This window comes from Aquamicrobium terrae, from assembly GCF_040545735.1.
Lineage (GTDB): Bacteria > Pseudomonadota > Alphaproteobacteria > Rhizobiales > Rhizobiaceae > Mesorhizobium > Mesorhizobium terrae_A.
In genome coordinates this window covers 63947-84827 of sequence record NZ_JBEPML010000017.1, presented here as the reverse complement: position 1 = coordinate 84827, position 20881 = coordinate 63947, and the positions used below count along the sequence as shown (strand labels likewise).

Below are 20881 nucleotides of genomic sequence, written 5' to 3'. Positions count from 1 at the left end.
CCAATGTGCCGAAGCTGATCGGGAGGACGCTGATGGCTGCGAAAGACGAACCGGTGATCATCAAGAAATACGCCAATCGCCGGCTCTACAACACCGGAACCAGCACCTATGTGACGCTGGAGGACCTGGCCACCATGGTCAAGCGCGGCGAGGACTTCACCGTCCAGGACGCCAAGAGCGGGGACGACATCACCCATTCGGTGCTTACCCAGATCATCTTCGAACTGGAAAACAAGGACGGGCAGAACATGCTGCCGATCCCGTTCCTGCGCCAGCTCATCGCCTTCTATGGCGACCAGATGCAGATGATCGTGCCGTCCTTTCTCGAACAGTCCATGCTCGCCTTCTCGAAGGAACAGGAGCGCTTCCGCGAGCAGATGAAGGATGCGATCGGCAAGTCGCCCATGGACATGATGAAGATGCCGACGCCGATGAAGGCGCTGGAGGAGCAGACGCGGCGCAACATGGAGATGTTCCAGAACGCCATGCGCATGTTCACCGCCTTCCCGGCCGGTGCCGCGCCGCAGCAGGCGGACCCGCAACCGCGCAAGGAGACCGCGGAGCGGGGAGACGATCTTCAGGAACTGAAGGACCAGATCGCTGCGATGCAGCGCAAGCTCGACACGCTGTCATAGGCCGCCGACTGATATCCGGAAATGAAGCCGGCCGCCCTTTTGGACGGCCGGAAACAAGAGCTACAGGCGCGCGCCGGAGGCGGTGCCTCCGGTCGGCGCGTCATGCCGTTTCGAGCACCTTGTCGGGCGCGGTGCCGACGATGGCCTCGTAGCGGGCCTTGTCGGTGGCCGTCTCGGTGTTGATGAGGAAGATGCGCGCATTGCCGTCCAGGCCGAGCGCCGCCCTGGCTTCGGCGTCGCCGGCGGCGCGGATCAGCCCGGCAAGTCCGGCGCAGCCGCTTTCGCCGGCGACGATGGCCGGGTCGGAGCCCTTCGGGCGCGCCAGGCGCCGCATGGTCTCCGCGGCGTCCTCCTCGCTCACCGTCATGAAGGCCTCGGCCTTGCGCGACAGCACCCGCCAGCCGACCAGCGACGGCTCGTAGCATTCGAGCATGGCCATGATGGTGGCCTCGCCATGCTCGACCTTGACCGGATGGCCGACCCGGGCGCTTTCCAGGATGCAGGCCGCCCGTTCCGGTTCGACGACGACGAATTTCGGCCGCTTGTCGCCGAACACGATGTCGAAATAGCCGGCCACGGCCGCCGCCAGCCCGCCGACGCCGGCCTGGATGAAGACATGGGTCGGCGGCTGCGGCAGGGCGCGCAGCGCTTCGCCCAGCATGGCCGTGTAGCCCTGCATGACCAGCGAGGGGATGCGCTCATAGCCCGGCCAGGACGTGTCGGAAACCACGGTCCAGCCGTTCTCCCGGCATACCCTTTCGGCCTCGGCGACGGAATCGTCATAGGTGCCCTCGACCCGGATCATTTCGGCGCCGTATTGGGCGATGGCGGCGACGCGCTCGTCGCTGACGCCCGAATGGACGAAGATCGCGGCCTTGGCGCCGACCATACGGGCGCCCACGGCCACCGACTTGCCATGGTTGCCGTCCGTCGCGCAGCCGAAGGTCATGGTTTCGGCGATTTTGCGCACCGCCGGCGATTGCAGGTCGGAAATATCGACCGGTTGGCCGAGCTTGCGGCCGGCTGCCTCCAGCACCAGCCGGATGACGGCATAGGAGCCGCCCAGCGCCTTGAAGCTGCCGAGGCCGAGCCGGAAGCCTTCGTCCTTGATGTGGATGGAGGCGACGCCGAGTTCCTTCGCGAGGTTGTCCAGCGCATGCAGCGGCGTCGGCTCGTGGTTGGGGCGATGCTGGAGGAAGCGCTCGACGGTGCGGGCTTCCTCTAGGCTCAGCGTCTCGGCATCGGCGGGATCGAGCGCCTTGTCATGGTCGGGGTGGGTGTTCAGGATCAGCATGGTTGCTCCTCGCTTCCGGGAGGCTGAAGTTTATTGCATCTACAGGGCTGGATTTCTTCTTTTCCTGCCGCCAGAATGCAAAAAAATCTCGATTTTGGGGACCGCCATGCCCGAACCGGCACCGGAAGGACTCGACCGCTTCGATCTGGCGATCCTCGCCATATTGCAGCGGGACAACACGGTGCCGCACCGGGTGCTCGGCGAGCGGGTGAACCTGTCGGCGGCGGCCGTGCACCGGCGTGTGCGGCGCATGGAGGAAAGCGGCGTCATCATCGGCAATTTCGCTGCCGTCGATCCGGCCCGCGTCGGCCAGCCCATCACCATCGTGGTGGAGGTGCAGGTCGAAAGCGAGCGGCTCGACCTGCTCGATGCCGCCAAGCGCAGCTTCGCCGCCGACCTGGCCGTGCAGCAATGCTACTATGTGACCGGCGAGGCCGATTTCGTGCTCATCGTCACGGTCGCCTCGATGGCGGACTACGATGCGCTGACGCGCCGCCTGTTCTTCGAGAATCACAATGTGAAGCGCTTCCGCACGCTGGTGGTGATGGACCGGATCAAGGCCGGGCTTGCGGTGCAACTGCCGGACCAGAACCCGGAGCGAATCTGATAGTCTCCATCCCCGCACCAGACAATCCGGCCCCACACCAGACATTCCGGTAAGGACGACGCGCAAGTGACAGAATTGATACCCGTCTTCGACGGCCACAACGACACGCTGATGAAACTCTACGAGGCGGCGGAGCCGGACAAGGAAAAGCTGTTCGTCGAAGGCAGCCCGGCAAGCTGGCACATCGACCTGCCGCGCGCCCGCAAGGGCGGGCTGGCCGGCGGCATGTTCGCCATCTTCCCGCCGCCGCTGCAAAGAACCCGGCGCGGTAACGCGGCGCCGGGCACCGACGAACCGCTGGCCTCGGAACTCGGCCGGGCCGAGGCGCTGGACGCGACGGTGGCGATGGCCTCCATCCTGCTGCGGCTGGAGCGGGCCGGGGCGGTGAGCGTCTGCCGCAGCGCCGCCGATATCCGTGCCGCCATGGCCGCCGGCCGGCTCGCCACCGTGTTCCACATCGAGGGCGCCGAAGCCATCGACACCGACCTTGCCATGCTCGACGTGCTGCATGGCGCCGGCCTGCGTTCCCTCGGCATCGTGTGGAGCCGGCCCAACGCCTTCGGCCATGGCGTGCCGTTCCGCCTGCCATCCTCGCCGGACACCGGGCCCGGCCTCACCGATGTCGGCAAGGCGCTGGTCAGGGCTTGCAACCGGCTGCGCATCATGATCGACCTGTCGCACCTGAACGAGAAAGGGTTTCGCGATGTCGCAGAACTGAGCGACGCGCCGCTGGTCGCCACCCATTCCAATGTTCATGCGCTGTGCCCGCATGCCCGCAACCTCACCGAATGGCAGCTCGGCGCCATCCGCGACACCGGAGGCATGGTGGGGTTGAACTTCGCCACCGGCTTCCTGCGCGAGGACGGCCGAATGGACCCGAACACCGGCCTCGACGTGATGGTCCGCCACATCGGCGCGCTGGTGGAGGCGCTGGGCGAGGATCATGTCGGCTTCGGCTCGGATTTCGACGGGGCGACGATTCCGGCGACTATCGGCGACGTTTCCGGCCTGCCGCGCCTCATCGAAGCGCTGGCCGCCCATGGCTTTGGGCGCGAATTGATCGAGAGGATCGCCTGGAAGAATTGGGTGCGCGTCCTGGAGCGCACGATCGGATAGTCAACCCCTGGCTGTCATTCGGGCGGAACCAATCCGCCCCGCATCACGTTATGGCCGCGGTCCCGTACATGTCCGCAGTCTTGTCGCGGCATTCGGGCAGAAGTCGATCGGATGCCGGAAAGTCGCGATGATCCAGGACAGCATAGAACGCAATTTCATCCGCGCCGCCATGACCGCGCCCTATCTGGAGCGCGAAGAGGAGCAGGCGCTGGCGGTGAGCTGGCGCGAGCGGCACGACCAGGAGGCGCTGAACCGCATGACGGTGGCGCATATGCGTCTCGTCATCTCCATGGCGGCGAAATTCCGCAATTACGGCCTGCCGATCGGCGACCTCATCCAGGAAGGCCATGTCGGCCTGCTCGAGGCCGCGGCGCGGTTCGAGCCGGAGCGCGACGTGCGCTTTTCCACCTATGCCACGTGGTGGATCCGCGCCTCGATGCAGGACTACATCCTGCGCAACTGGTCGATCGTGCGCGGCGGCACCAGCTCGGCCCAGAAGGCGCTGTTCTTCAACCTGCGCCGGCTGCGGGCGCGGCTTTCCGCCGGTTCCGACACGCTTTCCAACGCCACCATCTATCAGGAGATCGCCACCACGCTCGGCGTGCCGGAAGCCGATGTCGCGACCATGGATTCGCGGCTTTCCGCGCCGGACAGCTCGCTCAACGCGCCGCTGTCGGGCGAGCCGGATTCGCTGGAGCGCATGGATTTCCTCGTCTGCGACGATCCTCTGCCCGACGAGGTGGCCTCGCAGGCCATCGACGTCGAACGCCGCACCATCTGGCTGAAGGATGCGCTGGGCGCGCTCAACCCGCGCGAGCTGCGCATCATCGAGGAACGACGCCTCAAGGACGACGGGGCGACGCTTGCCGAACTCGGCGAAGCCATGGGCATTTCCAAGGAGCGGGTGCGCCAGCTCGAGGCGCGCGCCATGGAAAAGCTGAAAGTGGCGCTGGTGGCGCGCAACCCGGAATTCATGGCCGCCTAAACCCGGCGGCGGCTTTTACTCTTCAGGCAGCAGGTCGGGGCGCCTTTCGCGGGTCAGCTTCTTGGCCTGCGCCCGCCGCCATGCCGCGATCCTGGCATGGTTGCCGGAGGTCAGCACCTCGGGGATCGTCCGGCCCTCGAATTCCTGCGGGCGCGTGTAATGCGGGTGCTCGAGCAACCCGCCTTCGAAACTTTCCTCCTCGCCCGACAGTTCGTTGCCCATGACGCCCGGAAGCAGGCGCACCACGGCGTCGAGCAGCACCAGTGCCGCCGGCTCGCCGCCGGAGAGGATGTAGTCGCCGATCGACACTTCCTCCAGTTGCCGGGCCTCGATCAGGCGCTGGTCGACGCCCTCGAAGCGGCCGCACAGGATGACCGCGCCGGGACCGGCGGCCAGTTCGCGTACGCGCTGTTGCGTCAGCGGCCGGCCGCGCGGGCTCATCAGCAGGCGCGGGCGCCGGTCGGAGGGCGGGGAAGCGTGGTCGATGGCGCGGGCCAGCACGTCGGCGCGCATCACCATGCCGGCGCCGCCGCCGGCCGGGGTGTCGTCCACGGTGCGGTGGCGGTCGGTGGCGAAGTCGCGGATCTGCACGGTCTCCAGCGACCAGGTGCCGGCCTCCAGTGCCCGCCCGGCCAGAGACATGCCCAGCGCACCCGGAAACATCTCCGGGTAGAGGGTCAGCACCGAGGCGGAAAAGCTCACCGGTTGCCTCCGGCATCCCTGGGGCCGCGCGGCCGGTCGGAGGCGTCGAAGGTTTCATCCTCTTCATCCGGACGGCCGTCCTCGTCGCCGTCGTCCACCAGCCCGGCGGCGACGGGATCGACGCGGACATAGCCTTCCGCGACCGACACGTCCGGCACGGCGGCCTGGGTGAAGGGAATGAGCACGCCCTTGCGGCCGCCGATCATCAGGTCGAGGATATCGCCGCCGCCGAAATTCTGCACCGCCAGCACCTTGCCGAGCACGGCGCCGGTGTCGTCGCGCACGTCGAGGCCGATCAGGTCGGCATGGTAGAACTCGTCCTCCTCCTCCGGCTCGGGCAGCACGGAGCGGTCGACGAACAGTTCCGTGCCGGTCAGCGCCTCGGCGGCGCTGCGGTCCCTGACCTCGGCGAAGCGCACGACGGCCACGTTGCCGGCGGGGCGGATGCTGGCGACCTCGAAGGAGCGGCCGTCCTGCGTGTAGAGCGGGCCATAATCGCCCAGCGCCTCAGGGTCGCCGGTGAAGGTCTTGACGCGCAATTCGCCCTTGATGCCATGCGGCGCGCCGATCACGGCCATCTGGACGGGGTTTTCGAGCTTGGCCATGACATTCGATCCTTGCAGTCTGGTGATGTCCTAGATCGGGGGCAGGGCCTTTTCAAGCAAGCTTCACCGCTTCCTAACCCGATCGGGTGAAGATGCGCGCATGAAGACACAGGAACAATTCCTCATTTCGGCCCGGCCGGACCTTCAGGCGGCGCGCGCCGAATGGCTTTCGGCGCTGGCCGGCGAGCGGCGGCTGTCGGCGCTGACGGTCGAGGCCTATGAGCGCGACACGCGCCAGTTCCTGCAGTTTTTGACCGGCCATTGCGGCGGGCCGCCGGGCATTGCCGATATTGCCGAGCTCAAGCCGGCGGACCTGCGCGCCTTCCTCGCCTCGCGTCGGGGCGCGGGGGCCGGGGCGCGCACGCTGGGGCGGGGGCTGGCCGGCATACGCTCGCTGCTGCGTTTCCTCGAGCGCCGGGGCATGGCGAATGCAGCGGGCGCTGCGGCCCTGCGCGCACCCCGGCAGCCGAAATCCCTGCCCAAGCCGCTGACCGCGCCCGACGCCAAGCGCGTGGTGGCGGCGGGCGAGCAGCTTGCCGAGGAGCCTTGGATCGCGGCACGCAACGCGGCGGTGCTGACCCTTCTCTATGGCTGCGGCCTGCGCATTTCGGAGGCGCTCGGCCTCACCGGCGGCGAACTGGCCGATGCGGGCGAAACCGTGCTGCGCGTGACCGGCAAGGGCGGCAAGACGCGGCTGGTGCCGCTGCTGCCCGTCGCCGCCAAGGCGGTGATGGAGTACCGGCGCCTGTGCCCCTATCACCTCGAAACCGAACAGCCGTTGTTTCGCGGGGCGCGTGGCGGGCCGCTCAACCCGGCCATCATCCAGCGCGAGATGGTGCGTCTGCGCTCGGCGCTCAACCTGCCGGATACGGCGACGCCGCATGCGCTGCGCCATTCCTTCGCCACGCATCTGCTCGGCCGCGGCGGCGACCTGCGCACCATCCAGGAACTGCTCGGCCATGCCAGCCTGTCCACCACGCAGGTCTATACCGGCGTCGACACGGCGCGGCTGCTGGAAATCTACGAAGCTGCCCATCCGCGCGCCTGACGATCGGGTTAACGGTTTCGCCGCGATTTGGCGGTAGGAAAGGGCATGACACGCACACTCGCCCTGGCCGACCGTACCGCCCTGTTCTGCCTCAAGCTGCTGGCGGGGCTGAACCTGCTGTTCTTCCTGTCCTTCCTCATCGTGCTGGCCATGGCGACGGGCAGGGCGCAGGCCGAGGCGATCGCCTGCGCCGGCGTCGACCTGATGGAAAAGCTCGAAAAGGACGACCCGGCCGCCTATGCCAAGGCGCGGCAGGAGGCGGACGCCGTGCTCAACGGCAAGGGCGTGCTGTGGAAGCTGGAGAAGGAGGGCGCCCAGCCGTCCTATCTGTTCGGCACTTTCCACCTGAGCGATCCGCGTGTCGTCACGCTGCCGGCGTCGGCGCAGGCGGCCTATGACGGCGCCGGCACGGTGGTAATCGAAACCACCGACGTGCTCGATCCCGCGCGGATGATGGCGGCCATGGCCAGTGACCCGGAACTGATGATGTTCACCGGCTCCGAGACGCTCACCTCGCAGCTCTCGGCCGAGGATGCCGAGGTCCTGAAAAAGGGTCTCGATGCGCGCGGGATCCCGCCGGCCAGCGTGGCCAAGATGAAGCCGTGGATGCTGCTGGCCATGGTGGCGGTGCCGCAATGCGAAGTCGACCGCCGGACCGCCGGCGAGGCGATCCTCGACGTCAGGCTGGCGCAGGATGCCACGGCGGCCGGCAAGGAACTGGGCTCGCTGGAGACGGCTGCGGACCAGTTGGGCGCCATGGCTTCCTTGCCGATGGAGTTCCACATGCAAGGGCTGCTGGACACCATCCGGCTGGGCGACGGCATCGACGACATGACGGAGACGATGATCCGGCTCTACCAGCAAGGCGATGTCGGCATGATCATGCCGATGTTCAACGTCGTCATGCCGCAGGCAGAGGATGCCGCCGGCTACGCCGCCTTCGAGGAAGCGCTCATCAATCGCCGCAACAAGGGCATGATCGCCAATGCCGGACCGTATCTTGACAAGGGCAATGCCTTTCTCGCGGTCGGGGCCCTGCATCTGCCGGGGCCGGAAGGGCTGGTCGAGGGGTTTCGCAAGGCCGGCTATGCCGTGACCAGGGTGCCGTGAACCGGCCGGATGCCGGCCGAGCGACTGTTTTGCGCTGACGGCTCTTTGGGCGTTTTCTGCGCTTCCGGTGGCTGAAAAGGCTCCCGATGCAACCTGTCGGCGTTTCTTGCGTTGGTTTGGGTTGATTGATCCTTTTTTTCAGGAGGACAGAATGGCCAATCCCAACACGCCGGGTCCGGACGATCCCCGTCCGCTCGATCCTCTCAACCCGGTGCCGCCGCATTCGACATCCGATCCGCGCCTCGATCCAGCTCCTCCTCCGCGCGGTGGCGGAAGCGGCTGGATCATCGCACTGATCGTCGTCGTGCTGGCGCTTGCCGCCTACTATATCTTCGCCGGCGGCGAGCAGCCGGCGCCAGAGGCACCGCCGCCCGCGGCCACCGAACCCGCGCCTGCGCCAGCCCCGGCCGAGCCCGCGCCAGCGCCTGCGGAGCCGGCTCCCGCGCCGGCCGAACCCGCCCCGGCTCCGGCCGAGCCTGCGCCTGCGCCGGCCGAACCGGCCCCGGCGCCGACCGACAGCGCTCCGGCGCCCACAGAGCCCGCTCCGGCAGAACCGGCCCCGGCCGAACCTGCCCCCGAGCAGCCGGCGAACTGACGGCTTACCAAAAAACGGCCCGCCGATTGGCGGGCCGTTTCCTTATGGAATGAAGCGCCGGCCGGTCAGATATGGATCGGCTTGGCGAAGGTGGCGAGCGCCGCCTCCTTGACCGCCTCCGACATGGTCGGGTGGGCGTGGCAGGTGCGGGCGAGGTCTTCCGAAGAGCCGCCGAATTCCATCAGAACCGCCGCCTCGTGGATCATCTCGCCGGCGCCGAAGCCGACGATGTGAACGCCGAGCACGCGATCCGTCTCCTTGTCGGCCAGCACCTTCACGAAGCCGTCGGTGTGCTGCATGGCACGCGCCCGGCCATTGGCGGTGAAGGGGAACTTGCCGGACTTGTAGGCGATGCCGGCCTTCTTCAGCTCCTCCTCGGTCTTGCCGACCGAAGCCACTTCGGGGCTGGTGTAGACGACGCCCGGGATAACCTCATAGTTCACGTGGCCGGCCTGGCCGGCGATGATCTCGGCAACGGCCACGCCCTCGTCCTCGGCCTTGTGGGCGAGCATCGGGCCGGCCACCACGTCGCCGATGGCGTAGATGCCGGGCACGTTGGTGCGCAGATGGCCGTCGGTTTTGACGCGGCCGCGCTCGTCCATCTCGACGCCGGCTTCCTTCAGGCCGAGCCCTTCGGTGTAGGGCTTGCGGCCGGTGGCGATCAGCACGACGTCGGCCTCGACGGTCTCTGCATCGCCGCTCCCCTTGGCCGGATTGACGGGCTCGAAGGTCACGGATGCGCCCTTCTTGGCTTTGGTCACGCCGGTGACCTTGGAGCCCAGCTTGAAGGTGAAGCCCTGCTTGCCCAGCATGCGCTGGAACTGCTTGGCGACCTCCCCGTCCATGCCGCCGAGGATGGTGTCGAGGAATTCGACCACGGTGACCTTGGCGCCGAGGCGGGCCCAGACCGAGCCGAGTTCCAGCCCGATGACGCCGCCGCCGACCACGACGAGGTTCTGCGGCACCTTGTCCAGCGCCAGCGCGCCGGTGGAGGAGACGATGACCTTCTCGTCGATGTCGACTTCCACGCCGGGGATGCCGGCGACGTCGGAGCCGGTGGCGATGACGATGTTCTTCGTCTCGATCTCCTGGGTCTTGCCGTCCTCGCCGGCGACCGCCACCTTGCCGGCGGCGACGACCTTGCCGGTGCCGCGGAAGGTGTCGATCTTGTTCTTCTTGAACAGGAAGGCGATGCCGCCGACATTGGCCGACACGGTGGTGTCCTTGTGCGCCATCATCTTCCCGAGGTTCAGCTTCGGCGCGGGGATCTCGACGCCCAGCGTGTCGAAGGAATGGCCGGCCTCGGCGAACATCTCGGAGGCGTGCAGCAATGCCTTGGAGGGGATGCAGCCGATGTTCAGGCAGGTGCCGCCGAAGGTCTCGCGCTTTTCGACCACCGCGACCTTGAGGCCAAGCTGCGCCGCCTTGATGGCGCACACATAGCCGCCGGGGCCCGAGCCGATGACGACGACATCATATGCCATTTGTCCATTCCTTTCCTGCCGGCCGTTGCGGCCATTCCATTGACGTCGCGGCGGCCGGACAGACGGCGCGCCGGTGAGAAAGCTATTCCTGGCAGCCCTTCAGGGTGAAGATATCTCCGGGAAGCCGCGCATCGTCGGCATCCTCGCCGAAGATGGAAGCCTGCCGCAATGTCGGGCCGAGATCGGGGAAGATCAATGTCTGCGGCGCGGGGGTGCGCTCGGCCGGGATCGTCCCGACTTTGCCGTCCTCGCCCGCCGCATAGACCGGGCCTTCCCAAAGCGTGCATTCGGCGATCTCGTCGCCGGTCACGTCGCCCTCCGGGCACTGGTACATCAGCGACGCATAGGGGCGGGGCGTCTCCTCGCTCCACATGACGATGCCGTCGAGCTGGACGCCGATGCGCAGGTTCATCCGGAAGCTATTGGTCACCACCATGGATTCCCCGGTCGGCCGGAAATCGAGACCGGCCGCGTCGGTCGCGTCGCCATAGACGGACAGTTCCATCGGGCAGGCCGCATGGGCGGCCGGCGCGGCGGCCAGCAGCAGGGCGGCAAGGCCGAGCAACGGGCCGCCCCGCCGGAAGACAGGCTTCGCGGTCACGACCGCTGCCTTTACAGGTCCAGAACCAGACGCTCCGGATCCTCCAGCGTCTCCTTGATGCGGACGAGGAAGGTCACGGCCTCCTTGCCGTCGACGATGCGGTGATCGTAGGACAGTGCCAGATACATCATCGGGCGAATGACGATCTGGCCGCCGACGACCACCGGCCGCTCCTGGATCTTGTGCATGCCGAGGATGCCCGACTGCGGCGCGTTGAGGATCGGCGTCGACATCAGCGAGCCGTAGACGCCGCCGTTGGAGATGGTGAAGGTGCCGCCCTGCATGTCGGCGACCGAGAGCTTGCCGTCGCGCGCGGCGATGCCGAGGCGGCCGATCTCCTTCTCGATCTCGGCGATCGACATCTGGTCGGCATCGCGCACCACCGGCACCACGAGGCCCTTATCGGTGCCGACCGCCACGCCGATATGGGCGTAGTTCTTGTAGATGATGTCGGTGCCGTCGATCTCGGCATTGACCGCCGGAATCTCCTTCAGCGCATGGGTCACGGCCTTGGTGAAGAAGCCCATGAAGCCGAGCTTCACGCCGTGCTTCTTCTCGAACAGCTCCTTGTACTTGGCGCGCAGGTCCATCACCGGCTTCATGTCCACCTCGTTGAAGGTGGTGAGCATGGCGGCGCTGTTCTGGGCGTCCTTGAGGCGGCGCGCGATGGTCTGGCGCAGCTTGGTCATGCGCACGCGCTCCTCGCGGCCCTCGTCCTGGGCGGGGGACGGCGCGCGGGCGACGACCGGCGCTTCCGCCGGCTGCGAGGGCGCACCCTTGGCGATGGCGTCGAGCACGTCGCCCTTGAGCACCTGGCCGCGCTTGCCCGAACCTGCCACCTGATCGGCCGACAGCTTGCTTTCGGCCAGCAGCTTGGCGGCGGACGGCGCCGGCGGCATGGTGCGCTCCTCGATCGGGCCCTCGCCGGCGATCTGCGCCTGCTGGGCGGCGGCTTCCCTGGTGGTGGAAGCGGCGGTCGGGGCCGACGCCTGCGCCACGGCCACCTCCTGCTTCGGCGCGGGCGTGGCGCCCTTGCCTTCGCCGATGGTGCCCAGAAGCGCGTCGATGCCGACGGTCTCGCCTTCCTGGGCGGTGATCTCCACCAGCGCGCCGGCTGCCGGCGCCGGCACCTCGACGGTCACCTTGTCGGTCTCGAGCTCGACCAGCGGCTCGTCGACGGCAATCGCATCGCCGACCTTCTTGAACCACTTGCCGATGGTCGCCTCGGTGACGGATTCGCCGAGAGTGGGAACGCGGATTTCGGTAGCCATTGTGCCTGTCCGTTCTGCTTGTCTTGAATTGCTATTCGCCGAGCGCATCTTCGAGGAAGGCGGCAAGCTGCGCCAGATGCTTCGACATCAGGCCGGTCGCCGGGGAGGCGGCGGCCGGGCGGCCGGTGTAGCGCACGCGCTGGTGCTTGGCGTCGATATGGGCCAGCACCCATTCCAGATAGGGGTCGATGAACGACCAGGCGCCCATGTTCTTGGGCTCCTCCTGGCACCACACCATCTCCGCGTTGCGGAAGCGCGACAGCTCGGTGATCAGGGCCTTGGCCGGGAACGGGTAGAGCTGCTCGACGCGCAGCAGGTAGATGTCGTTGATGCCGCGCTTCTCGCGCTCCTCGTAGAGGTCGTAATAGACCTTGCCCGTGCACAGCACGACGCGGCGGATCTTCGAATCCTTCACCAGCTTGATCGGCTGGTCGCCCAGATATTGCGCGTCGTCCCACAGCAGGCGGTGGAACGAGCTTTCGCCCGACATCTCGGCGATGGTCGAGACGGCGCGCTTGTGGCGCAGCAGCGACTTCGGCGTCATCAGGATCAGCGGCTTGCGGAAGTCACGCTTCAGCTGCCGGCGCAGGATGTGGAAGTAGTTGGCCGGCGTCGTGCAGTAGGCGACCTGCATGTTGTCCTCGGCGCAGAGCTGGAGGAAACGCTCCAGGCGGGCAGAGGAGTGCTCCGGCCCCTGGCCCTCATAGCCGTGCGGCAGCAGGCAGACGAGACCCGACATGCGCAGCCACTTGCGCTCGCCCGACGAGATGAACTGGTCGAACACCACCTGGGCGCCGTTGGCGAAGTCGCCGAACTGGGCTTCCCACAGCGTCAGCGCCTTGGGCGCCGAGAGCGAATAGCCGTATTCGAAGCCGAGCACCGCCTCTTCCGACAGCATCGAGTTGATGACCTCGTAGCCGGCCTGTGCCGCCGAGAGGTTGTTGAGCGGAATGTAGCGGGTCTCGTCGCGCTGGTCATAGAGCACCGAATGGCGCTGCGAGAAGGTGCCGCGCTCCGAATCCTGGCCGGACAGGCGGATCGGGTTGCCGTCGAGCAGGATCGAGCCGAAGGCCAGCGCCTCGGCCGTGGCCCAGTCGATGCCGGTGCCGTTCTCGATCGCCTGGCGGCGGTTGTCGAGGAAGCGCTGGATGGTGCGATGCGCCTCGAAGCCCTTCGGCACCTCGGTCAGCTTCTTGCCGATCTCCTTCAGCGTCTTGACCGGAACGGCGGTCTTGCCGCGACGCAGCTCGTCCTGGTTGTCGGCGGCGCGCAGCCCCGACCAGGCGCCGTCCAGCCAGTCGGCCTTGTTCGGCTTGTAGCTCTGGCCGGCCTCGAACTCCTGCTCGAGGCGAGCACGCCAGTCGGCCCGTATGCGGTCGATCTCGTCCTGGGTGATCAGGCCCTCGGCGATCAGGCGATCGCCATAGAGCTGGACGGTCGTGTTGTGGGCGCGGATGGAGCGGTACATCAGCGGCTGGGTGAATGCCGGCTCGTCGCCCTCGTTGTGGCCGAAGCGCCGGTAGCAGAACATGTCGATGACGACCGGCTTGTGGAACTTCATGCGGAATTCGATCGCCACCTTGGCGGCGTAGACCACCGCCTCCGGATCGTCGCCGTTGACGTGGAAGATCGGCGCCTCGATCATCTTGGCGACGTCGGACGGATAGGGCGACGAGCGCGAGAAGCGCGGATTGGTGGTGAAGCCGATCTGGTTGTTGATGATGAAGTGCACCGTGCCGGCGACGCGGTGGCCGCGCAGACCGGACAGGCCGAGGATCTCGGCCACCACGCCCTGGCCGGCGAAGGCGGCGTCGCCGTGGATGAGCAGCGGCAGCACCTTGGCGCGCTCCTCCAGCGGCACGATCTCCTCGCGGCTGCGGCCGTAGAGCTGGTCCTGCTTGGCGCGGGCCTTGCCCATCACCACCGGGTTGACGATTTCCAGGTGCGAGGGGTTGGCCGTCAGCGACAGGTGGACCTGATTGCCGTCGAAAACGCGGTCGGACGAAGCGCCGAGGTGGTACTTCACGTCACCCGAGCCTTCCACGTCGTCCGGGGTGAAGGAGCCGCCCTTGAACTCGTGGAAGATGGCGCGGTGGGGCTTGGCCATCACCTGCGAGAGCACGTTGAGGCGGCCGCGGTGGGCCATGCCGAGCACGATCTCCTTCATGCCGAGCGCGCCGCCGCGCTTGATGATCTGCTCCAGCGCCGGGATCAGCGATTCGCCGCCGTCGAGCCCGAAGCGCTTGGTGCCCTTGTACTTGACGTCGATGAACTGCTCGAAGCCCTCCGCCTCGATCAGCTTGGACAGGATCGCCTTCTTGCCTTCGGCGGTGAAGGAAATCTCCTTGTCGGCGCCTTCGATGCGCTCCTGGATCCAGGCCTTCTCCTCCGGGTCGGAGATGTGCATGAACTCGACGCCGAGCGTCGAGCAATAGGTGCGGGTGAGGATGTCCAGCATCTGCCGGATGGTGCCGAACTCCAGCCCCAGCACATTGTCGAGGAAGATCGGGCGGTCGTAGTCGGCCTCGGTGAAGCCGTAGTTCTGGGGCGACAGCTCGTTATAGTCCTCGAGCGGCTTGGCGATGCCCAGCGGATCGAGATTGGCGTGGAGATGGCCGCGCATGCGGAAGGCGCGGATCATCATGATGGCGTGGACGGAATCGCGCGTCGCCTGATGGACGTCGGCATTGGTGAGCGGCGTGCCGGTCTCGACCGCCTTGTCCTTCACCTTCTTGCCTATGACCTTCTCGATCAGGCCCCAGTTGCCGTCGAGGGCGGAGACAAGCTCGCCATTGGCCTGCACCGGCCAGTTGGGCTTCTTCCAGGAAGCGCCCTCGGCGTTCTTCTTCACAACCGAGGCGTCGTCCTTCAGCGCGCCGAAGAAATCCTGCCACTCGGGGTCGACGGCGGACGGATCGTCCTGCCAGGCGGCATGGAGCGCCTCGATGTAATCGGCATTGCCGCCATAGAGGAAGGAGGTGAGAGAGAATTGGTCGTTGTTCTGGTCTTGTCTCGACATGTCGCTTCTTGAAGCCCTTTGCTTCAGCTCCTTGCGTTTACGGCTCGGCCGCATATGCCTGACGGTCTCGGCCGTCGCGAAATCCCTCTCCCCCTTGGCATTCGCGCCGGGCAGGAGAACCGCCCGGCGCGTCGATCAGCCCTTGATGGCTTCGACCAGGGTTTTCCCCAGTCGGGCCGGGGACGGCGAAACCCTGATGCCGGCCGCCTCCATGGCGGCGATCTTGTCTTCGGCTCCGCCCTTGCCGCCGGAGATCACGGCGCCGGCATGGCCCATGGTGCGGCCGGGAGGGGCGGTGCGGCCGGCGATGAAGCCGGCCATCGGCTTCTTGCGGCCACGCTTGGCCTCGTCGCGCAGGAACTGCGCGGCGTCTTCCTCGGCGGAACCGCCGATCTCGCCGATCATGATGATCGACTTGGTCTCGTCATCGGCCAGGAACATCTCCAGCATGTCGATGAACTCCGTGCCCTTGACCGGATCGCCGCCGATGCCGACGGCCGTGGTCTGGCCAAGGCCTTCGTTGGTGGTCTGGAACACCGCCTCATAGGTAAGGGTTCCCGAGCGCGAGACAACACCGACCGAGCCCTTGCGGAAGATGTTGCCGGGCATGATGCCGATCTTGCACTCGTCGGGGGTGACGATGCCGGGGCAGTTGGGGCCGATCAGACGCGACTTCGACTTGTCGAGCTTCGCCTTGACCTTGACCATGTCCATGACCGGAATGCCCTCGGTGATGCACACGATCAGCTCCATCTCGGCCTCGATGGCCTCGATGATGGCGTCGGCCGCGCCCGCCGGCGGCACATAGACGACCGAGGCGGTGGCGCCGGTGCGTTCCTTGCCCTCGGCCACCGTGGCGAAGATCGGCAGGGTCTCGCCCTTGGCGCCGGTCCAGTTCTCGCCGCCCTTCTTGGGGTGGATGCCGCCGACCATCTTGGTGCCGTGATAGGCCAGCGCCTGCTCGGTGTGGAAGGTGCCAGTCTTGCCGGTCAGGCCCTGGACGAGAACCTTGGTGTCTTTGTTGATGAGAATGGACATCTGGGCTCAGTTCCCTTTCACGGCCTTGACGATCTTCTGGGCGGCGTCGTCGAGGTCGTCCGCCGAAATCACGTTCAGTCCGCTCTCGTTGATGATCTTCTTGCCCAGCTCGACATTGGTGCCTTCGAGGCGCACCACCAGCGGCACCTTGAGGCCCACTTCCTTGACGGCGGCGATGACGCCCTCGGCGATCACGTCGCACTTCATGATGCCGCCGAAGATGTTGACGAGGATGCCCTTCACGTTCGGATCGGCGGTGATGATCTTGAACGCCGCCGTCACCTTCTCCTTGGAAGCGCCGCCGCCGACATCGAGGAAGTTGGCGGGCTCGGCGCCGTAGAGCTTGATGATGTCCATGGTCGCCATGGCGAGGCCCGCGCCGTTGACCATGCAGCCGATGTCGCCGTCCAGCGCCACATAGGCGAGGTCGTATTTCGAGGCCTCGATTTCCTTCTCATCCTCTTCCGTGGTGTCGCGCAGCTCGACCACGTCGGCATGACGGAACAGCGAGTTGTTGTCGAAGGAGACCTTGGCGTCGAGCACGCGCAGGCGCCCGTTGGTCATGACGATCAGCGGGTTGATCTCGAGCAGGCTCATGTCCTTCTCGGAGAAGGCCTTGTAGAGCAGCGGGAACAGCTTCTTCCCGTCCTCGGCGGCCTCGCCGGCGAGCTTCAGCGCCTCGTTGATCTTCGCCACGTCGGCATCGGTGACGCCCGTTTCGGGGTCGATGGCGACGGTGATGATCTTCTCCGGCGTCGCCTCGGCCACGGCCTCGATGTCCATGCCGCCCTCGGTGGAAACCACGAAGGCGACGCGGCCGACGGAGCGGTCGACCAGCAGCGACAGGTAAAGCTCGCGGTCGATGTCGGCGCCGTCCTCGATGTAGAGGCGGTTGACCTGCTTGCCGGCCGGGCCGGTCTGCTTGGTCACCAGCGTGTTGCCCAGCATTTCCTTCGCATTGGCGACGACTTCCTCGACCGACTTGGCGAGGCGCACGCCGCCCTTGGCGTCGGGGCCGAGTTCCTTGAACTTGCCCTTGCCGCGGCCGCCGGCGTGGATCTGGCTCTTCACCACATAGAGCGGACCGGGAAGCTTCTTCGCCGCGGCTTCGGCCTCTTGCGCCGAGAAGATCGGCACGCCGTCGGCGACGGGGGCGCCATAGGCTTTCAGAAGCTGCTTGCCCTGATATTCATGGATGTTCATTTGCAAGCCTCTCCTTGGTTATTTCTGGGCGAGTTGCGGCGCGATGCCCGTGCAGGCCTCGGTGAGGCCCTGGACGGCGGCGACCGACTTTTCGAACATCGCCTGCTCGTCCTTGTTGAAGTCGAGTTCGATGATGCGCTCGACGCCGCCGGAGCCGATCACCACCGGCACGCCGACATAGGTGTCCTTGACGCCGTACTGGCCGTTGAGATGGGCCGCGCAGGGCAGGACGCGCTTCTTGTCCTTCAGGTAGCTCTCGGCCATGGCGATGGCCGAGGCGGCCGGCGCGTAGTAGGCCGAGCCGGTCTTGAGCAGGCCGACGATCTCGCCGCCGCCCTTGCGGGTGCGCTCGACGATGGCGTCCAGCTTGTCCTTGGAGGTCCAGCCCATCTTGACGAGGTCGGGCAGCGGCACGCCGGCAACGGTGGAGTAGCGCACCATCGGCACCATGTCGTCGCCATGGCCGCCCAGCGTCATGGCCGAGACGTCCTCGACCGAGACCTTGAACTCCTCGGCCAGGAAGTAGCGGAAGCGGGCCGAGTCCAGCACGCCGGCCATGCCCACGACATGGCTCTTGGGCAGGCCGGAGAACTTCTGCAGCGCCCAGACCATGGCGTCGAGCGGGTTGGTGATGCAGATCACGAAGGCGTTGGGGGCGTATTTGGCGATGCCGGCGCCGACCTGCTCCATCACCTTGAGGTTGATGCCCAGGAGGTCGTCGCGGCTCATGCCCGGCTTGCGCGGCACGCCGGCGGTGACGATGCACACATCCGCGCCCTCGATGCCGGCATAGTCGTTGACGCCGACATAGCGGGCGTCGAAGCCGTCGACCGGCGAGGATTCGGCGATATCCAGCCCCTTGCCCTGCGGGATGCCCTCGGCGATGTCGAACAGGACCACGTCGCCCAGTTCCTTCAGGCCGATCATATGGGCGAGGGTGCCGCCAATCATGCCGGAGCCAATCAGTGCTATCTTGTTGCGTGCCATGTCAGGATGAATTCCCTTTGCTGTGACGGCGCCGGGATGGCGTCGAGGTGGGGCAGGCGGGATATGAGGGTCCCCCGCGAATTTTCGCCGCACCCCATAGCCCCGGTGTCAAAAAAATTCAAACGATTATTTCCGCTCCTGAAATTTCAATCGTTTAGAACAGGTTTGAATTACGTAAGCGTCAAAATTTTAACGTGTCCAGCGGCTGTTTCCGCATAGCAGGCGATTGTCACCAAAAGGTGACGGCACCGTTCAGGCACCTTCGGCCACCGTCGCGGTCCTTGGCGGCGGGGACGCGTTTGCGGTCGAGCCGTTGCGCTTTACCCAGGCGTCGCGCCAGTCGCGGCTCTGCATCTCGATGAGGCGCGAGGCGGTGCGGTCGAACTCGAAGGCTTCCGTGCCCTTGCGCCCGGCATAGAGGCCGGTCGGCGGCGCATCGGCGCTCATCACCAGACGCACCTGGTGGTCGTAGAGCACGTCGATGAGCAGGATGAAGCGCTTGGCCTCGTTGCGGCGGTTTTCGGCCAGCACCGGGACATGGTCGATGAAGATGGTGGAGTAGCGGGCGGCGATGGCGAGATAGTCGCGGGCGCCGAGCGGCTTTTCGCACAGGTCCGTGAAGCTGAAGCGGGCGGCGTCGCCGGCGGCGCGCGGCACCGCCACGCGACGGCCCTTGACCGTGACGCTGGCCGGCGCGGTCGGATTGCCCTCGGTCATCGCCTCCCATGCGGCGTCGAGCGCCGCATCGGCGGCCGCGTCGGCCGGGGTGATGTAGACCGGCAGGCTGTTGAGCTTCTCCAGCCGGTAGTCGGTGTCGATGTCGAGGCTCAGCACCTCGGCATGGCGCTCCAGTATGGCGATGAAGGGCAGGAAAAGCTGGCGGTTGAGGCCGTTGTGGTAGAGATCGCGCGGGGCCACGTTGGAGGTCGCCACCAGCACCACACCATTGTCGAACAGGGCGGAGAACAACCGCGACAGGATCATGGCGTCGGCAATGTCGGTGACGGCGAACTCGTCGAAGCACAGCACCCAGGCTTCGTCGGCCAGCGCCCGCGCCACCGGCGGGATCGGATCGTCTTCCTTGACGGTGCCGTTCTTGCGCGCCTGCCGGTGCTTCTGGATGCGGTCGTGCACGTCGACCATGAAGTCGTTGAAATGGGCGCGGCGCTTGGCACGGGCCGGGACCAACTCGAAGAACATGTCCATCAGCATGGTCTTGCCGCGCCCGACGCCGCCATGGATGTAGAGGCCGCGTATCCCGGCCTTCTTCTCGCGCTTGCGGGCGAACAGCCAGCCGAGGGCGCTCGACTTCTTGGCGAGCCGCTTGTCGGCGATCTCGTCGATCAGCACGTCGAGCCGGTCGGCGATGACGAGCTGGGCCTCGTCACGGCGCACCGCGCCGGTCTCGACCCGGTGCAGATAGCTCTGCCTGACGGTGGCGTGCGTCTGGAGGCCGTCACGCAGATGCATCTTTGCGGTTGCCCCTTTGCGGTCACCCTTTGCGGGTCAGCGGCTCAGCGCGATGGGCAGGCCGTTCGAGGTCTGGCCGTCGAAGCGGCCGCTGCCCGACGAGTAGAGGCGGGCCAGCGCGCCGCCGTCCTGATCGTAGAGGGTGAGCTGCTTGCCGGCCACGTTCCACGACTTGACGCCGTCGACCGGTGCGGGGCAGCGCAGCGGGCCGGCGCGGTAGCCCTGGCCGAACTTGGTCTGCGGCGTCGCCACCTTGCAGCTCTGGCCGCTGACATTGACCGTCCACACCCCGGCGACGCTGGCCGCCGTCAGGTCGGCCGCTCCGGCCGGCGCGCTGCCATCCGGCGGCAGTGCCGCGACCTGGGTGTTCTGCTGCGGGGCCGCCGGGAACTGCGAGGGATCGGCCGGTGCGCCGGGCCCGGTGGGCGGGGGAAGCTGATTGGAGGAAATGGTGCCGGAAGGCGACGGCTGGAGCGGTTCGGGCCGCACATTGTCCATGGAGGAGAAGCGTGAACTGGTGCAGCCGCTTGCCAAAAGGGCGGCGCCGATTGCCACGATCGCGCCCGTTTTCAAAAGTGCCATAACAACCTCCGCGGGGCCAGAACGGCGCCGTCCATGAATCCTGCCCCCTACCAATTCGGTGAAGGTGGCAGAATTTCAACGTCATATGGTTAAAATTGGGTTTGTTACAGAACTTGTTGTAATTTTGTCACGCGACGGCCGACCCCACCCGGCCGGTGCAAGACCCGGAACCTATTGGCATGCGGTGCATTTTCCAGCCGAAGCTTCATTCCGAGGGGTTCGCCATGATCAAATGGATTCTCATCCTGCTCATCGTCGCTGCCGCCGCCAGCCTGCTCGGCATGCCGGCGCTGGCGGGAGCGGCGGCCACCGGGGCGCGCATCCTGATCGGCATCGTGCTGATCATCTTCCTGCTGGTGGTGCTCGGCCTTTTCGCAGTGACGTGAGCCGCCGCAGGGCCGGTCCGCACTGGTAATTCCCGACCGTTTCCGCCATATAGCCCGCTAAAGCATGTCTCCCGAAGCCGGCATCGGCTTGCGGAGACATGCGCGGAACGAAAAGCCGAAGCGCGGCAAGCGAATGTCCGTCC

20 protein-coding genes are annotated in these 20881 nt (G+C 66.6%); 8 read left to right on the top strand and 12 right to left on the bottom strand.

Features of this window, described 5'->3' with window-relative positions; translation table 11 throughout:
- Positions 1–32 precede the first annotated feature (32 nt).
- Entirely contained in the window at positions 33–635 is a 603-nt protein-coding gene (gene phaR, locus ABID37_RS20165) for a polyhydroxyalkanoate synthesis repressor PhaR (RefSeq protein WP_354198029.1), read from the top strand.
- Between the two features lie 100 nt (positions 636–735).
- On the opposite strand, the gene ABID37_RS20160 is transcribed toward phaR, so the two are convergent.
- Positions 736–1929: a diaminopropionate ammonia-lyase gene (locus ABID37_RS20160; protein ID WP_354198027.1), complete on the bottom strand. Its 1194-nt coding sequence runs from the start codon at positions 1927–1929 to the stop codon at positions 736–738.
- 106 nt (positions 1930–2035) lie between these two features.
- Here ABID37_RS20160 and ABID37_RS20155 point away from each other — a divergent pair, with 106 nt between their 5' ends.
- From ABID37_RS20155 to ABID37_RS20145, 3 genes are all read left to right on the top strand, one after another.
- Positions 2036–2536 (top strand): Lrp/AsnC family transcriptional regulator, encoded by a 501-nt coding sequence (locus ABID37_RS20155; protein WP_354198025.1) that lies wholly within the window; start codon positions 2036–2038, stop codon positions 2534–2536.
- Positions 2537–2602: 66 nt separating this feature from the next.
- The gene (locus ABID37_RS20150; RefSeq protein WP_354198023.1) at positions 2603–3652 is read left to right on the top strand and encodes a dipeptidase; all 1050 of its coding nucleotides are present in this window, start codon (positions 2603–2605) and stop codon (positions 3650–3652) included.
- Positions 3653–3779: 127 nt separating this feature from the next.
- On the top strand, positions 3780–4637 hold the full coding sequence (locus ABID37_RS20145) for an RNA polymerase factor sigma-32 (RefSeq protein WP_354198021.1): 858 nt from the start codon (positions 3780–3782) through the stop codon (positions 4635–4637).
- Between the two features lie 15 nt (positions 4638–4652).
- On the opposite strand, the gene trmD is transcribed toward ABID37_RS20145, so the two are convergent.
- On the bottom strand, positions 4653–5339 hold the full coding sequence (gene trmD, locus ABID37_RS20140; protein ID WP_354198019.1) for a tRNA (guanosine(37)-N1)-methyltransferase TrmD: 687 nt from the start codon (positions 5337–5339) through the stop codon (positions 4653–4655).
- Complete coding sequence (rimM, locus tag ABID37_RS20135; protein ID WP_354198017.1) at positions 5336–5944, bottom strand: ribosome maturation factor RimM; 609 nt, start codon at positions 5942–5944, stop codon at positions 5336–5338. Before rimM ends, trmD begins: the two co-directional genes overlap by 4 nt.
- A gap of 100 nt (positions 5945–6044) precedes the next feature.
- Here rimM and ABID37_RS20130 point away from each other — a divergent pair, with 100 nt between their 5' ends.
- The 3 genes from ABID37_RS20130 (at position 6045) to ABID37_RS20120 (ending at position 8697) form a co-directional block, all read left to right on the top strand.
- Complete coding sequence (locus tag ABID37_RS20130; RefSeq protein WP_354198015.1) at positions 6045–6992, top strand: tyrosine recombinase XerC; 948 nt, start codon at positions 6045–6047, stop codon at positions 6990–6992.
- Between the two features lie 45 nt (positions 6993–7037).
- Positions 7038–8102, top strand: coding sequence for a TraB/GumN family protein (locus ABID37_RS20125; protein WP_354198013.1), 1065 nt, complete (start codon positions 7038–7040; stop codon positions 8100–8102).
- Positions 8103–8253: 151 nt separating this feature from the next.
- Entirely contained in the window at positions 8254–8697 is a 444-nt protein-coding gene (locus ABID37_RS20120; protein ID WP_354198011.1) for a hypothetical protein, read from the top strand.
- Positions 8698–8762: 65 nt separating this feature from the next.
- Here ABID37_RS20120 and lpdA read toward each other — a convergent pair whose 3' ends face one another.
- The 9 genes from lpdA to ABID37_RS20075 form a co-directional block, all read right to left on the bottom strand.
- Entirely contained in the window at positions 8763–10181 is a 1419-nt protein-coding gene (gene lpdA, locus ABID37_RS20115) for a dihydrolipoyl dehydrogenase (protein ID WP_354198009.1), read from the bottom strand.
- Positions 10182–10263: 82 nt separating this feature from the next.
- Positions 10264–10782, bottom strand: a complete 519-nt coding sequence (locus tag ABID37_RS20110; RefSeq protein WP_354198007.1) for a hypothetical protein — start codon at positions 10780–10782, stop codon at positions 10264–10266.
- Between the two features lie 11 nt (positions 10783–10793).
- Positions 10794–12053 (bottom strand): 2-oxoglutarate dehydrogenase complex dihydrolipoyllysine-residue succinyltransferase, encoded by a 1260-nt coding sequence (odhB, locus tag ABID37_RS20105; RefSeq protein WP_354198005.1) that lies wholly within the window; start codon positions 12051–12053, stop codon positions 10794–10796.
- Between the two features lie 31 nt (positions 12054–12084).
- Entirely contained in the window at positions 12085–15072 is a 2988-nt protein-coding gene (locus ABID37_RS20100) for a 2-oxoglutarate dehydrogenase E1 component (RefSeq protein WP_354198003.1), read from the bottom strand.
- Between the two features lie 135 nt (positions 15073–15207).
- Positions 15208–16110, bottom strand: a complete 903-nt coding sequence (gene sucD, locus ABID37_RS20095) for a succinate--CoA ligase subunit alpha (RefSeq protein ID WP_354198001.1) — start codon at positions 16108–16110, stop codon at positions 15208–15210.
- Between the two features lie 6 nt (positions 16111–16116).
- Positions 16117–17313: an ADP-forming succinate--CoA ligase subunit beta gene (gene sucC / locus ABID37_RS20090; protein ID WP_354197999.1), complete on the bottom strand. Its 1197-nt coding sequence runs from the start codon at positions 17311–17313 to the stop codon at positions 16117–16119.
- Positions 17314–17331: 18 nt separating this feature from the next.
- Complete coding sequence (gene mdh, locus ABID37_RS20085) at positions 17332–18300, bottom strand: malate dehydrogenase (protein WP_354197997.1); 969 nt, start codon at positions 18298–18300, stop codon at positions 17332–17334.
- Between the two features lie 252 nt (positions 18301–18552).
- A complete protein-coding gene (gene zapE, locus ABID37_RS20080) occupies positions 18553–19770 on the bottom strand; it encodes a cell division protein ZapE (protein WP_354197995.1) in 1218 nt (405 codons plus the stop codon).
- A 36-nt stretch (positions 19771–19806) separates the two neighbouring features.
- Positions 19807–20352 (bottom strand): protease inhibitor Inh/omp19 family protein, encoded by a 546-nt coding sequence (locus tag ABID37_RS20075; RefSeq protein WP_354197993.1) that lies wholly within the window; start codon positions 20350–20352, stop codon positions 19807–19809.
- 224 nt (positions 20353–20576) lie between these two features.
- Between ABID37_RS20075 and ABID37_RS20070 the strand changes: the two genes are divergently transcribed.
- Positions 20577–20738, top strand: a complete 162-nt coding sequence (locus ABID37_RS20070; protein ID WP_354197992.1) for a DUF1328 domain-containing protein — start codon at positions 20577–20579, stop codon at positions 20736–20738.
- Positions 20739–20881 lie beyond the last annotated feature (143 nt).

What these genes read in the sequence shown, in the direction of transcription:
- lpdA (WP_354198009.1), bottom strand. Translation starts at nt 10,181, where the DNA reads ATGGCATATGATGTCGTCGTCATCGGCTCGGGCCCCGGCGGCTATGTG.
- ABID37_RS20155 (WP_354198025.1), top strand. Translation starts at nt 2,036, where the DNA reads ATGCCCGAACCGGCACCGGAAGGACTCGACCGCTTCGATCTGGCGATC.
- sucC (WP_354197999.1), bottom strand. Translation starts at nt 17,313, where the DNA reads ATGAACATCCATGAATATCAGGGCAAGCAGCTTCTGAAAGCCTATGGC.
- ABID37_RS20100 (WP_354198003.1), bottom strand. Translation starts at nt 15,072, where the DNA reads ATGTCGAGACAAGACCAGAACAACGACCAATTCTCTCTCACCTCCTTC.
- ABID37_RS20070 (WP_354197992.1), top strand. Translation starts at nt 20,577, where the DNA reads ATGATCAAATGGATTCTCATCCTGCTCATCGTCGCTGCCGCCGCCAGC.
- zapE (WP_354197995.1), bottom strand. Translation starts at nt 19,770, where the DNA reads ATGCATCTGCGTGACGGCCTCCAGACGCACGCCACCGTCAGGCAGAGC.
- phaR (WP_354198029.1), top strand. Translation starts at nt 33, where the DNA reads ATGGCTGCGAAAGACGAACCGGTGATCATCAAGAAATACGCCAATCGC.
- mdh (WP_354197997.1), bottom strand. Translation starts at nt 18,300, where the DNA reads ATGGCACGCAACAAGATAGCACTGATTGGCTCCGGCATGATTGGCGGC.
- ABID37_RS20120 (WP_354198011.1), top strand. Translation starts at nt 8,254, where the DNA reads ATGGCCAATCCCAACACGCCGGGTCCGGACGATCCCCGTCCGCTCGAT.
- ABID37_RS20145 (WP_354198021.1), top strand. Translation starts at nt 3,780, where the DNA reads ATGATCCAGGACAGCATAGAACGCAATTTCATCCGCGCCGCCATGACC.
- ABID37_RS20125 (WP_354198013.1), top strand. Translation starts at nt 7,038, where the DNA reads ATGACACGCACACTCGCCCTGGCCGACCGTACCGCCCTGTTCTGCCTC.
- ABID37_RS20160 (WP_354198027.1), bottom strand. Translation starts at nt 1,929, where the DNA reads ATGCTGATCCTGAACACCCACCCCGACCATGACAAGGCGCTCGATCCC.
- odhB (WP_354198005.1), bottom strand. Translation starts at nt 12,053, where the DNA reads ATGGCTACCGAAATCCGCGTTCCCACTCTCGGCGAATCCGTCACCGAG.
- rimM (WP_354198017.1), bottom strand. Translation starts at nt 5,944, where the DNA reads ATGGCCAAGCTCGAAAACCCCGTCCAGATGGCCGTGATCGGCGCGCCG.
- sucD (WP_354198001.1), bottom strand. Translation starts at nt 16,110, where the DNA reads ATGTCCATTCTCATCAACAAAGACACCAAGGTTCTCGTCCAGGGCCTG.
- ABID37_RS20075 (WP_354197993.1), bottom strand. Translation starts at nt 20,352, where the DNA reads ATGGCACTTTTGAAAACGGGCGCGATCGTGGCAATCGGCGCCGCCCTT.
- ABID37_RS20130 (WP_354198015.1), top strand. Translation starts at nt 6,045, where the DNA reads ATGAAGACACAGGAACAATTCCTCATTTCGGCCCGGCCGGACCTTCAG.